13 protein-coding genes are annotated in these 12,503 nt (G+C 39.0%); 9 read left to right on the forward strand and 4 right to left on the reverse strand.

Features of this window, described 5'->3' with window-relative positions:
• Positions 1-71 precede the first annotated feature (71 nt).
• From BUE31_RS25585 to BUE31_RS25615, 7 genes are all read left to right on the forward strand, one after another.
• Positions 72-1,748 (forward strand): DNA polymerase/3'-5' exonuclease PolX, encoded by a 1,677-nt coding sequence (locus BUE31_RS25585; RefSeq protein ID WP_073406707.1) that lies wholly within the window; start codon positions 72-74, stop codon positions 1,746-1,748.
• Positions 1,749-1,847: 99 nt separating this feature from the next.
• The gene (rfaE1, locus tag BUE31_RS25590) at positions 1,848-2,828 is read left to right on the forward strand and encodes a D-glycero-beta-D-manno-heptose-7-phosphate kinase (protein ID WP_073406708.1); all 981 of its coding nucleotides are present in this window, start codon (positions 1,848-1,850) and stop codon (positions 2,826-2,828) included.
• A 129-nt stretch (positions 2,829-2,957) separates the two neighbouring features.
• Positions 2,958-3,512, forward strand: coding sequence for a D-sedoheptulose 7-phosphate isomerase (locus BUE31_RS25595; protein WP_073406709.1), 555 nt, complete (start codon positions 2,958-2,960; stop codon positions 3,510-3,512).
• A 107-nt stretch (positions 3,513-3,619) separates the two neighbouring features.
• Positions 3,620-4,123 carry a D-glycero-beta-D-manno-heptose 1-phosphate adenylyltransferase gene (gene rfaE2, locus BUE31_RS25600; RefSeq protein ID WP_073406710.1) on the forward strand — a complete coding sequence of 168 codons (504 nt, stop codon included), beginning with the start codon at positions 3,620-3,622 and terminating at the stop codon, positions 4,121-4,123.
• A 1-nt stretch (position 4,124) separates the two neighbouring features.
• Complete coding sequence (locus tag BUE31_RS25605) at positions 4,125-4,730, forward strand: DUF4254 domain-containing protein (RefSeq protein WP_073406711.1); 606 nt, start codon at positions 4,125-4,127, stop codon at positions 4,728-4,730.
• 6 nt (positions 4,731-4,736) lie between these two features.
• Complete coding sequence (locus tag BUE31_RS25610; protein ID WP_234997905.1) at positions 4,737-5,762, forward strand: glycosyltransferase family 9 protein; 1,026 nt, start codon at positions 4,737-4,739, stop codon at positions 5,760-5,762.
• Positions 5,763-5,955: 193 nt separating this feature from the next.
• Positions 5,956-6,435 (forward strand): SixA phosphatase family protein, encoded by a 480-nt coding sequence (locus tag BUE31_RS25615; protein ID WP_073406713.1) that lies wholly within the window; start codon positions 5,956-5,958, stop codon positions 6,433-6,435.
• 168 nt (positions 6,436-6,603) lie between these two features.
• On the opposite strand, the gene dprA is transcribed toward BUE31_RS25615, so the two are convergent.
• Complete coding sequence (gene dprA, locus BUE31_RS25620; RefSeq protein WP_073406714.1) at positions 6,604-7,704, reverse strand: DNA-processing protein DprA; 1,101 nt, start codon at positions 7,702-7,704, stop codon at positions 6,604-6,606.
• 153 nt (positions 7,705-7,857) lie between these two features.
• Here dprA and BUE31_RS25625 point away from each other — a divergent pair, with 153 nt between their 5' ends.
• Complete coding sequence (locus tag BUE31_RS25625; protein ID WP_073406715.1) at positions 7,858-8,235, forward strand: BlaI/MecI/CopY family transcriptional regulator; 378 nt, start codon at positions 7,858-7,860, stop codon at positions 8,233-8,235.
• The gene (locus BUE31_RS25630; protein WP_073406716.1) at positions 8,232-9,887 is read left to right on the forward strand and encodes a TonB family protein; all 1,656 of its coding nucleotides are present in this window, start codon (positions 8,232-8,234) and stop codon (positions 9,885-9,887) included. The genes BUE31_RS25625 and BUE31_RS25630 overlap by 4 nt, the downstream gene beginning before the upstream one ends.
• Positions 9,888-10,133: 246 nt before the next feature.
• On the opposite strand, the gene rsmG is transcribed toward BUE31_RS25630, so the two are convergent.
• The 3 genes from rsmG to BUE31_RS25645 are packed head-to-tail and all read right to left on the reverse strand — an operon-like array spanning position 10,134 to position 12,464.
• Positions 10,134-10,760, reverse strand: coding sequence for a 16S rRNA (guanine(527)-N(7))-methyltransferase RsmG (rsmG, locus tag BUE31_RS25635; RefSeq protein ID WP_073406717.1), 627 nt, complete (start codon positions 10,758-10,760; stop codon positions 10,134-10,136).
• Positions 10,750-11,355, reverse strand: coding sequence for an RNA polymerase sigma factor (locus BUE31_RS25640; protein WP_073406718.1), 606 nt, complete (start codon positions 11,353-11,355; stop codon positions 10,750-10,752). The genes rsmG and BUE31_RS25640 overlap by 11 nt, the downstream gene beginning before the upstream one ends.
• Positions 11,346-12,464 (reverse strand): glycosyltransferase, encoded by a 1,119-nt coding sequence (locus BUE31_RS25645; protein WP_073406719.1) that lies wholly within the window; start codon positions 12,462-12,464, stop codon positions 11,346-11,348. The genes BUE31_RS25640 and BUE31_RS25645 overlap by 10 nt, the downstream gene beginning before the upstream one ends.
• Positions 12,465-12,503 lie beyond the last annotated feature (39 nt).

A 12,503-nucleotide genomic window follows, 5' to 3' on the forward strand; every position in this document is an offset into this window, starting at 1 on the left:
TTTAAATATATTTTGATTGGAAAGCCGCCTGTATTGGGCGGCTTTCGTATTTTTACACCCTCATTCAAATTATGGAAAACAAACCTATAGCCCGTAAGCTTCGCCTGTTATCGCAACTGATGGAGCTGCATGAGGAAAATCCGTTTAAGATAAAATCAATTGCAAATGCCGCTTTTAAGGTTGATAAGCTGCCCTACCCTGTTGCAGGTAAAACTTTTGCAGAGCTTGAAAAAATTGAGGGTATAGGTAAAAGCACCGCGGGTAAAATTACCGAGTTGCTTGAAAAAGGTACGATGACCGACCTGGATGACCTTCTTGCCAAAACTCCCGAAGGTATTGTTGAAATGATGGGCATAAAGGGTATAGGTCCTAAAAAGATTGCAACAATCTGGAAAGAGCTCGGTATTGAAAACATTGGCGAGCTATTTTACGCATGTAATGAAAACCGTTTGGTTGAAGCCAAAGGTTTTGGACTAAAAACACAGGAAGAGATCCGTAAGGTTATTGAATTTAACATGGCAAGCCATGGTAAATTTCTATATGCGAAGGTTGAACAGGAAGCCAAGGACTTTTTAGAACAACTAAAAAGCATTTTCCCGGATGCGTTAATAGAATTTGCTGGTGAGTTTCGCAGGTTTTGTGAGATCATTAATGTTTTAACTATCGTACTTGGCAGCCGCGATCAGGAAATTGCTTTTAATACCTTGCTGCATTCTGATATCATTAATGGTATAGAAGCCGATAAGGATCATATAAAGGGGCACCTTGAAAACGGGTTGAAAATTGAGATTGTATGTGTAGAAAAACGTTATTTTTATAAAGAGCTGTTCATCCAGACAGGTAATGACGAACACGTTAAGGCCATTCTTGATAAGGCAGCTGATCTTATCGACCAGCCAACAAGTGAAGAACTGATCTATACCAAAGCAGGAATGGTGTTTATCCATCCCGAGTTAAGGGAAGGGACAACTTTTATTGAACGTGCAGTAAAAGATTCACTTCCGCAATTGATTAATCACAATGATCTTAAGGGAACATTACATAACCACAGCACCTGGAGCGACGGGATAAATACTGTTGAAGAAATGGCCCTGTACTGCCGGGATGAATTAAAGCTGGAATATTTGGGCATGTGCGATCATAGCAAAAGCGCATTTTATGCAAAGGGGCTTAGCATTGAACGCGTATTACAACAGCAGGAAGAAATAGATCACCTCAATAAAAAGCTAAACGGCTTCCATATATTTAAAGGCATCGAATCGGATATTTTGTACGATGGTTCTCTTGACTACCCGGATGAGATCCTTAAACGTTTTGATTTTATTGTAGCCTCCGTTCACTCCATCCTTAAAATGGATGAGGAAAAAGCCACTTCACGTTTGATAAAGGCTATCGAAAACCCCTATACTACCATACTTGGCCACCCGACCGGCCGTTTGTTGTTAAGCAGGAACGGCTATCCTATCGATTATAAAAAAGTAATTGACGCCTGCGCTGCAAATAATGTGGTGATAGAAATAAATGCTAACCCGCTCCGCCTGGACCTGGATTGGCGCTGGCACCAATATGCGTTAGATAAAGGTGTTTGGCTTTCCATTAACCCTGATGCGCACCGAAAAGAAGGTTTTTTAGATATGTATTATGGTACATTAGTTGCAAGAAAAGGCGGACTGTATAAAGAAAGATGCTTAAATGCGTTATCATTGCAGGAAATTGAGAAGTTTTTTGATAGAAAAAAACTTCAATGATCAGAGGCTAGAGATTAGAAATCAGTCGGAAAAGTCCGGAAAGTCTGAAAGAAAAAAGGATGGATGCAATAGTACCAATGACCTAATGACAAATGACCAATGACCATATTAGATAAAGTACGATCCATACAGTCATCACAAAAACAGCCTTCAATTTTGGTTATAGGCGACCTAATGATTGACCATTATATTTGGGGCAATGCCACACGCCTATCACCAGAGGCGCCTGTGCCTATAGTAAATGTAAAGAATGAGTCGACAACGCTGGGTGGCGCGGGTAATGTTGTTCAAAACCTGGTGTCACTTGGTGCAAACGTTACCGTTGCCGGGGTGATTGGTGACGATACAATGGGAAATCAGCTAATTGGAATATTAGAGGCTGAGGGTGTTACAACCGATACTATTATTAAGGACAGTTCAAGGCCCACAACAGTTAAAACCCGTGTTTTAGCCGGAAGGCATCAGCTGGTAAGGATTGATAAGGAAGTTACCGATGCAGTTTCCGTTTTAATAGCTAATGAGCTTACTGATAAGCTTGTTGAAATTATCGATAGTGCAGATATCATCATCTTCTCTGATTATAATAAAGGTTTATTTTCACCAGCGCTTACTCAACGACTAATAAAAATCGCCAATGATCATCAAAAAAAGGTAATTATTGACCCTAAAGGGCTGAATTACGAAAAGTATAATGGGGCCTATTTAATAAAACCCAACCGGAAAGAACTGGCCGAAGCAGCTAAAACCGAATCGATAAAAAACATTGCAGAACTACAGGAGGCGGCGAAAACTATTTTTGAACAAACCCAAACCACTTATTTAGTTGTAACCCTTTCGGAAGAAGGGATGGCAATTATCACTGAGCAAACCAGTAAATTACTGCCCGTAAAAGCAAGGGAGGTTTTTGATGTTACCGGTGCCGGTGATACAGTTATAGCTGCTATTGCTTATTTTATAGCATCCGGATTCACTGTTGAGGAAGCTTGCGACCTTGCCAATCATGCCGCAGCAATAGTGGTAAGGCATGTGGGCAGCGCAACTACAACAATTGATGAAATTGTAAAAGACATGACTGAATAGTTTATTAGTTCATTGGTTCAATAGTTCATTGGTATATTTGCGCGTAATACCTTAAATAAATTAAATCCGAAATCTCGAAATCGAAAAAACAAATCCGATATCGAAAATCCGAAATCCGAAATTCAAAACATGGTTATTGAAGAACTAAACGATCATCAGCAGCTTATAAAAAAGGTAATTGAACAACTCCCGGGCGATATTGAAAAAGCCTGCGAAATGATCGTATCTGCAATACAAAATGGCAACAAGGTGTTAACAGCGGGCAATGGTGGCAGTGCCGCTGATGCTCAGCACATTGCAGCCGAATTGAGCGGCCGCTTTGTTAAACACCGTAAAGCTTTGCCCGGTATTGCATTAACAACTGATACATCGGCGTTAACTGCTATAGCTAATGACTACGGCTACGATCATGTTTTTTCAAGACAGATTGAGGCTCTTGCACAACCGGGCGATCTGTTTATCGGTATTTCAACCAGTGGCAACAGCCAGGGGATCTTGAATGCGTTTGAAACCGCCAGGAATTTAGGCTGTAACACATTAGGGCTTTCCGGCTGGAGCGGTGGCAAAATGAACGGTCTGTGTGATTTAAATGTTATTGTACCCTCCGAAGTTACAGCACGCATCCAGGAAATGCACATTTTGATAGGGCATATTCTTTGCAAAGCTGTTGATGATTTATTTTAACCTTACTTACAATAAGACTTACGAAGTTTTGAAACGGCAAAGCCCTCAACGAGGCCTTTAAAAAATAAAAACACCGAGTTAAACTTCTTAAGTCTGAAGATCACTCAATGAGAAACAATTTAGAAAAAGAGTTATTAAATAAGATCCAGCCTTTAGCTGCGCTTAAAACCATGATTACATCATGGCAAAAAGAAGGCAAAAAGGTGGTATTTACCAATGGTGTGTTTGATTTGCTTCATATTGGCCATGTAACTTATTTAGCGAAAGCTGCCGAATTGGGTGATAAACTGATTATTGGGTTAAACGCAGACAGTTCGGTAAAACGGATTAAAGGCGAAAGCCGCCCTATAAATGACCAAAATAGCCGGGCTGCATTGTTGGCTTCCCTGTTTTTTGTTGATGGTGTTGTTATGTTTGATGAAGACACCCCACTTAATTTAATCAGCTATTTATTACCTGATATATTGGTAAAAGGCGCGGATTATACTGTTGAAAATATTGTAGGGGCTAAAGAAGTTATAGCTAATGGCGGCGAAGTAAAAACCATTACTTTTGTTGAGGGGTATTCATCAACCTCAATTATTAAAAAGATAAAAGAAAGAGAACTATAAAATGATAAGCGGGCTTTGTAATAAAGTGTTTTTAAAGGCGATATATGATTATCATTTATATAATGATATAAACACGCATTACGAAAACCCTTATGAAGTGGCTTCATTCGAAAATCTGCTTTACACCAAATGCTGGATAGATACTGCCCAATGGCATATGGAAGATGAGATCCGCAACCCGGTCATTGACCCTGTTGTAGCTTTGAAATGGAAACGCCGCATTGATAAATCAAACCAGGAGCGCACAGACCTGGTTGAGGAAATTGATAACTATTTCCTTAATAAATATAAAGATGTTAAGCCTGTTTATTCGGCTCGTATAAATACCGAAAGCCCCGCATGGGCTATTGACAGGCTATCAATTCTTGCATTGAAGATCTATCATATGCACGAAGAAAGCATCAGGCCAAATGTTAGTGAAGCCGATCTGGATAAGCGCAAAACAAAACTGGCTATCCTTTTACAACAACAAACAGACCTTTCACTGGCAATTGATGAGCTGATTGAGGACATCCAAAATGGCGAAAAGTACATGAAGGTTTATCGCCAGATGAAAATGTACAATGACCCTGAACTGAACCCTGTTTTGTATAATAGCAAAAAGTAGATGCCCGTGTCAAAGCATATATTGGCTGTACGTTTTTCGGCAATGGGCGATGTAGCTATGACAGTTCCCGTTATAAAAGCCTTGCTAAATCAAAACCCCGGACTAACAATCACTTTTGTTTCGAGACCTGAATTTGTTGATTTTTTCAAAGGCATTCCACGGCTTACCTATTTTTCAGCCGATCTGAATGTTGAATACAAAGGGTTTGCAGGAATAATAAAGTTATTCCGGGTACTCAATAAAGCTGCAAAATATGATGCCCTTGCCGACCTGCACGATAATTTACGAACAAAACTATTAAGAAAACTCTTCCGGCTTTCGGGGCTGACTTATGCTTATATTGATAAAGGCAGGGTGGATAAAAAACTATTAACCCGTTTTCCGGATAAAATGCTGAAACCGCTTAGGTTAACAACAGAGCGTTACGCCGATGTATTTGAAAAGATAGGCATCCGGGTAAAGCTTGATCATCAACTGGTAAAAAACCCACAACAGCTTACTGACGAAATACTTGCCTTAACCGGCGAAAAAACAAAGCCCTGGATAGGCATAGCTCCTTTTGCAAAACATAAGGGCAAAATTTATCCATTGGAGCGCACTGAAGAGGTCATTAAATTATTAAATAATAAGGATCTAAATCTATTCCTTTTTGGCGGTTCGCTACTTGAGGAAGAAATCTGCTTGCAATGGCAGCAAAAATATAATACAGTTACCTCATTGGTTAGGCGCATAACAATGGAACAGGAGCTCGCACTGATAAGCAACCTTGATGTGATGATGAGTATGGATTCGGCCGGAATGCACCTGGCATCGTTAGAAGGTATTCCTGTTGTTTCTGTTTGGGGCGCTACACATCATTATGCCGGCTTTTTAGGTTATGGCCAGTCAGAAAGCAATATAGTTGCCGATGATATTGAATGCAGGCCATGTTCAATTTATGGTAACAAACCCTGCTTTCGTAAGGATTATGCTTGTTTATACAATATCCAGCCTGAAACAATTGTTAACAGCCTGAGCAAATTTATAAGTTAAAAAACAGGCCCAATCAATAAAAAGAAACTACATCATTCAAAACAATTTATATAAAAATAACCTTCATTTAAATACCAATTAGTTGTACTTTGTAGTGTTTTTATTTAAATAAAAATCACCCGGATTTAACCGAATTTCATGAGCTAATGATTTGTGAAATTCGTATAATTCGTGATCATTAATTAACATTCCTATGAAAAAGTTATTGCTGGTAAGACACGCAAAAGCGGAAAAAGATACAGGTGCAAAGGATTTTGACAGACCGTTAAAATATATCGGCATGCAGGATGCTGCTTTTATGGCAGACAGAATTAGAGATAAATCTATAATTCCGGAACTGATTATAACCAGTCCCGCTTTAAGAACCAAAACTACTGCCGAAATATTTACTGAACATTTGAGTTTACCACAAGCAGGAACAAAAAAAGCTATATATGAGGCCAGCGAAAAGACCTTATTAAAGATAATTAATGAGTTCCCTGATGAATGTGATTTTATTGGGCTTGTTGGGCATAACCCGGGTATTGCCTACATCCTGCAATATTTAACCGGCGAAACCAGGGAAGTTCATACCAGTACAGTCGCACTAATTGATTTTGAGATAGATAACTGGGCTTCGGCCAGCAAAGGATTAGGTAAGTTGGTTTATTACAGCTCACCTAACGAGAATTAGTCATTGGGCAATTGTCATTAGTCATTTGTAATTAGCTCGTAAGAATTTATCACTAACTTGTATAGCCAAAAATCCAATGACCAATGACCAATGACCAATGACCAATGACCAATGACCAATGACCAATGACCAATGACCAATGACCAATGACCAATGACCAATGACCTTTTAAGAGATACAATAAGTCTTCCCCGGTAGTGATCTTATATACCCCTGCATTTCCATATTCAATAAATTCATAGCCAGCTTACTGGTAGGCATACTGGCTTTTATGGATAGGTCATCAATAGCCAGCGGCCCGTTATTTTCTTTTATAAAATTAAATATAAGGCTTTCGTCTGATGACAGATCAAGCGGCAATACAAATTGCTCAATAATCTTTTTTGAACCATCTCCTTTTTCCCAGCCTAAGCTATAGGCAAGATCGGCAGTACAAGTAAGCAACTGAGCTTTATTGTTGCGGATCAGGAAGTTGCAGCCCTCAGAGTACTCATCCCCCAGCCTTCCGGGAAAAGCGAATACGTCCCTGTTATAGGAGTTTGCAATCTCGGCAGTGATCAATGCGCCACCTTTTACACTGGCTTCTATTACAATTGTAGCATCTGCAATACCGGCTACTATGCGGTTCCGTTGTGGAAAATTCTCCCTGTCGGGTATGGTTCCCGACGGATATTCTGATAACAAGCCTCCGTTTTCCAGCATTTTTTCAGCCGTCGCCCTGTTTTGGCTGGGATACATTCTATCCAATCCATGACCCACCACGCCCACCGTTGGTACATTTTGCTTTAAACATTCTTTATGCACAGCAACATCAATACCCAAAGCAAGCCCGCTTACTACAAGTACATTATGTTGTTGCAGTTCCTCCACCATTTGGCGGCATAACTGTTTACCATATTCGGTAGCGTTACGGGTACCAACAATGCTTACTATATGCTGTGTATTAAAGTCGGCGGTGCCTTTGGCGTACAATAAAACAGGCGAATCGTTACAGTTTTTTAACCGTTTGGGATATCTCGCATCGGTATAAAATATAACCTCTACCCCATTCCTTTGAATAAATTTCAGTTCATCTTCAGCCTTTTTAAGTGCAACTCCAAAATCAAGCTGACTAACCGTTTTCTCCCCTATCCCCGGCACTTTTAGCAGTTTAACAGCCGAAGCACTGAATACCTTTTCAGCATCACCAAAATGTGCCACCAGTGATTTGGCTAAAGTAGGGCCGATATTTTTTACGAAAGTTAAAGCAACACGATGAAGTAGTGACATATTTAAGTTATTAGCGGTTAAATTAACATGGCCGCTTTATCCCTCTAAAATATAAAAATCCTAACAATTTTAGCAAAAAATAAAAAACTACAAAAATAGTTTGCAAACTATAAAAATAGTTCTACCTTTACTTAACTATAAAAATAGTTTGCCATGAACATTAAAGAATTAACGAAAGCCGAAGAGCAGGTAATGCAGATCTTGTGGCAGTTAAAGGAAGCCATTGTAAAAGATATTATTGAAGAAATGCCTGATCCCAAGCCGGCTTATAATACTGTTTCAACAGTTGTAAGGGTGCTGGAAGGTAAAGGATTTATTGACCATAAAGCTTACGGCAACTCGCATGTTTACTTCCCTGCCATCAGCGATGCCGAGTATAAGAAGTTCACCTTTGACAAAATGATGAAGAACTATTTCAGCAATTCATACAAAAGCCTGGTATCATTTATTGTAGATGAAAAAGAACTCGACATAAAAGAACTGGATGAATTATCTTCTTTAATTAATAACCTTAAAAACAAAAAATCATGAGCTGGCTGCATTATCTTTTGGAGGCTAATATCTACCTGGCAGTATTTTACCTGCTATATTTTGTTTTGTTAGATAAAGAAACACATTATAAGTTGAACAGGATCTACTTGTTAACTACCTGCGTTTTATCATACCTGATACCACTGATTCAAATCGGAGCATTGAGATCATATATGTACGGCGGCCAGGTTATAACCATTATTACAAATCCCAATTTTAAGCCGATTGGCACAACGGGGATATTTCATTTTACTTTGCAGGGCAGCCTTTTATATGCTTATATCCTTGGCACTGCCGCTATGCTGATAGTATTTATATTTAAGATCTTCCAGCTGGTAAAGCTAACCCACGCTCAAAAAGATATGCTGGATGACAAGTATAAGTTGGTAACGGTTAAAGATTCAAATACAGCTTTTTCATTTTTTAACTATGTTTTTATAGGTACGAAGGTATCAGGGGCTGATACAATCATCAGGCATGAATTGGTGCACATCAACCAAAAGCATTCATTTGATATTATTTTTTTGGAGCTGATTAAGATTGTTAGCTGGTTTAACCCATTTATATACCTGTTGCAAAGAAGCCTTAAAACAGTGCATGAATATATTGCCGACGAACAAACAGCCGCCTTTGAAAACGATACCCTCGCCTACTCATCCTTCCTGGTAAGCAATGCTTATGGCATAAGCGGCTCATCCATAACGCATTCATTTTTCAATTATAATTTACTAAAAAAAAGGATCATTATGTTAAACCAAAAGCGCTCGGGTAATTTAGCAAGGCTAAAGTACCTGGCAGTAATTCCCGTTTGCGGGGGATTACTCTGTATGTCGACACTGGCATTTTCAAAAACTTATGGATGGGTAAATATTTTACCGGCTAACAATTTGCTTAGTTTGCAAACACCGGTAACCAAAAACCCGGATGTTTTAAAAAGCAAAATTCCTGATACTGTAATGTGGTTAAAGTTAGATACCAGTAAAAAAATTCCGCCACCGCCACCACCAGTACCGCCAAAAAATGCAAAATCAGGTGATATGATCCGGGTGACAGACGTTAAACGTTCACAGGCATCGTCAAAAAACACAAAGTCGCCTGATGTTGTAAGGGTTAAACTTTCAGCCCCGTCAACATTCTCAACGGGTGTAAAGTCGGAGGATCCTGTAGCTATTACTAATATAAAATTGGCTCAGGCATCAGCAACAAGCGATAAAAAAATTAAAATAGCTGACGCACGGGTCAAAACTGAAGGGGCCCAGCAAAAAATACCTCCCCCGCCGCCGCCTACTATGAAACCTTTAAGCCCTTTTGAAGCGTTGAGTAAATATGTGGCTAAATATACAAGGTACCCGACGCGGGCCTTCAAAAATAATCTTACAGGTAGTGTTATTGTTCAGTTTACTGTAACAAATGAAAATAAACTAGCTGATATTTCCATTTTAAAAGGAATTGGCAGCGGTTGCGATGAGGAAGTGAAAAGGGCAGCAACTGCTTTTCCTGGTACAGTTAATGCCACTGTCGGGACCTATAAGCTTGCCGTTACTTATTACCTAAAAGGACTGGAGCCGCCAAAAACAGCCAGTGGTGATCTGTTTGAAAAAGATCCTTCATTCGTAGGAGAAATTATCATTATGGGATATCCTTCGAAATAACTTTTATTCCTCTTTTAATATTGAGGAACAATTGCTAAACGGCGAAAACCGCTTTGGCAATTTGTTATGTTATAATGATTTCACCGATTATTAATTTGATTACACTGATTGCGATTGAATTATCAAACGTCAACGATCCTCTTTAAATGATATTAATATTCGTCAAAACCAGTGCAATCACTCTTAAATCAGAGAAATCACCAAAAAAATCGGTGCAATCCTCTTAAAAAATCAGTGTAATCCCGGTCACCCTTTAATGTAAATCACCTGCTTGGTTTCAAAAAACTCTTCTTCAAAGTAGTCTTTCAAATAATACTGAGTAACCTTTAGGCCTGATTCTTTAATTTCCTGTTCAAGATCTCCTCCCTTTAAGTAAAGAATTCCATTAGGAAGTGTATTTTTTGATTCTTTTTTAAACTTGCCACGGATCCATGGATAAAAATCCTTCAGTTGCGTTACCGCCCGGGATACTATAAAATCAAACTTTTCATCAATCTGTTCGGCGCGCTGATGAGTGGCTTTAACATTTTTTAACCCCAGGGCGCTTGAAACTTCCTGCACCACCTTTATTTTTTTTCCGATAGAATCAACTAAATGAAACTGTGTTTCAGGAAATAATATGGCTAAGGGGATGCCGGGAAAACCTCCGCCAGTACCTACATCAAGCACGTTTTCGCCTGGTAAAAATGATAATATTTTAGCTATGCCCAGGGAGTGTAAAACATGGCGTTCGCCAAGCAGGTCAATATCCTTACGGGATATTACATTGATCTGGTTGTTCCAAAAGGTGTACAGTTCGGGCAGCCTGTTAAAATGCTGTTGCTGTTGCGCAGTAAGATGAGGGAAATATTTAAGCAGATCGTTAGATATCATCCCGGTTAAAGCGATTAATTATATTTCCAAGCAGGTACCTGGCCCTGAATAGCTGGGCTTTAACCGTACCTAAAGGCAAGTCGAGCTGCTGGGCGATTTCTTCGTATGAGAGCTCATCAAAGTAGCGTAACGTAATCAGGTTCCGGTAACGCGGGGGTAAACTCTCTATCAGTAATTTAAGTTCCTGTGTTTGTTGTTTTTTTATAGATGTCTCTTCCGGGTTAAGCACATCAGCCTTAATTTGCAGCTGTTTTTCCTCTCCATCCTCATCCGTCATCCCGTGGATCGACATTGTATTCAATTTTTTTTTCCTGATAAAATCAATACAGTTATTAGTGGCTACACGGAAAAGCCAGGTACTAAAAGCGTAATCGGGCTGATATTTATCAAGTTTTTCAAAGGCTTTAGCAAAGGTTTCAACGGTAAGGTCCATTGCATCCTCTTTGTTATTCACCATTTTTAACACCATAAAATAAATGGAATCCTTATACCTGTGCATCAGATCAGCATAAGCTTTTTGATCACCCTGGCGAGCCCTTACAACAAGGTGAAAATCATTCTTTGCGTTCTCGGTAAAATTCGAATTTATTTCCATTGAGTGGTTTTTATAAATGTTCCAATTAATCCAAAGGTATTTAGATAAATATAATAAACCGCATCAAAAAAGGGCAGGTACCATAACAAATCCTTGCCATCCAATCGCTTAAACAGCTTACTATATATGATCAATTGAAAAATCAACCTAAACATAAACAAACCTAAGGCTAACAGCGGTTCAAAGTTGAAAACTAGGCATAATGTTAATAAAATATAGAACAGAAAGCCGCTTACAGCATCAATGCTCAGCATCCGGCGATGCCTTTTCTTATATAATTTACCAACGCCAAAGTGACGTTTTTTTTGTCGGAACAATGATTTCAATGTGGTTTTAGCATCGGTATACGTAAATGCTTCGGCGTTAATTTCAATAGCCGTGTTATCCACTGTAGCATTTTGATTTACAAAAAGATCATCATCTCCTGATATAACATGCATGTGTGCTGCAAAGCCTTTAGCTCCAAAAAATAACGTTTTGGTATAGGCCAGGTTTCGCCCAATACCCATATAAGCATCGCCATTTACTGCAGACGACAAATAGTTTATTGCCGTTTTTATAGTTTCGAAACGGATAAAGGGGTTAAGAAAATTACGGGTCTTTTTATAAGGAGAGTAACCCAGCACAATTTGGACGGGATTATTAAAACTTGAAGCCATATAAGTTATCCAGTTATCCGAAGCCGGGATGCAATCGGCATCAGTAAATAACAAATGTTCGTTTTTTGCAGCCTTAATACCAAGGGTTAAAGCAAACTTTTTACCGGTTTTAAAGCGGTCATGTTCAGTAATTGTTACAATTTTCAGGCGGGGGTAGGCCTTATTTAACTCCTCCAAAACCTCATCAGATGAATCGTATGAACAGTCATTTATAACAACAACTTCAAAATCGGGGTAGTTTTGCTCTAAAATAGCAGGCAGGTTTTCGCGTAAATTATTAGCCTCATTGCGTGCGCTTATAATTACTGATATGGGTACAGACGCTTCCGGCAGTGTTTCAGAGGGCTTATAGCGGGTTAGCCTGCTTTGATTAGTAACCAAAAAATATAGCTGAATTAAAAAACAAAACTGGAATAAAATGAATAATGCTTCGCGTATGTATGTTTCCAAAACCCTCTTTAAAATAATGGTGCAAAGTTGTTAAAAATT

Origin of the sequence: Mucilaginibacter sp. OK098, assembly GCF_900142915.1 — a bacterium.
GTDB lineage: Bacteria > Bacteroidota > Bacteroidia > Sphingobacteriales > Sphingobacteriaceae > Mucilaginibacter.

Bases quoted from the DNA above. Each gene is read 5' to 3' on its own strand.
- BUE31_RS25585 (WP_073406707.1), top strand. From the start codon at position 72: ATGGAAAACAAACCTATAGCCCGTAAGCTTCGCCTGTTATCGCAACTG.
- rfaE1 (WP_073406708.1), top strand. From the start codon at position 1,848: ATGACCATATTAGATAAAGTACGATCCATACAGTCATCACAAAAACAG.
- BUE31_RS25595 (WP_073406709.1), top strand. From the start codon at position 2,958: ATGGTTATTGAAGAACTAAACGATCATCAGCAGCTTATAAAAAAGGTA.
- rfaE2 (WP_073406710.1), top strand. From the start codon at position 3,620: ATGAGAAACAATTTAGAAAAAGAGTTATTAAATAAGATCCAGCCTTTA.
- BUE31_RS25605 (WP_073406711.1), top strand. From the start codon at position 4,125: ATGATAAGCGGGCTTTGTAATAAAGTGTTTTTAAAGGCGATATATGAT.
- BUE31_RS25615 (WP_073406713.1), top strand. From the start codon at position 5,956: ATGAAAAAGTTATTGCTGGTAAGACACGCAAAAGCGGAAAAAGATACA.
- dprA (WP_073406714.1), bottom strand. From the start codon at position 7,704: ATGTCACTACTTCATCGTGTTGCTTTAACTTTCGTAAAAAATATCGGC.
- BUE31_RS25625 (WP_073406715.1), top strand. From the start codon at position 7,858: ATGAACATTAAAGAATTAACGAAAGCCGAAGAGCAGGTAATGCAGATC.
- BUE31_RS25630 (WP_073406716.1), top strand. From the start codon at position 8,232: ATGAGCTGGCTGCATTATCTTTTGGAGGCTAATATCTACCTGGCAGTA.
- rsmG (WP_073406717.1), bottom strand. From the start codon at position 10,760: ATGATATCTAACGATCTGCTTAAATATTTCCCTCATCTTACTGCGCAA.
- BUE31_RS25640 (WP_073406718.1), bottom strand. From the start codon at position 11,355: ATGGAAATAAATTCGAATTTTACCGAGAACGCAAAGAATGATTTTCAC.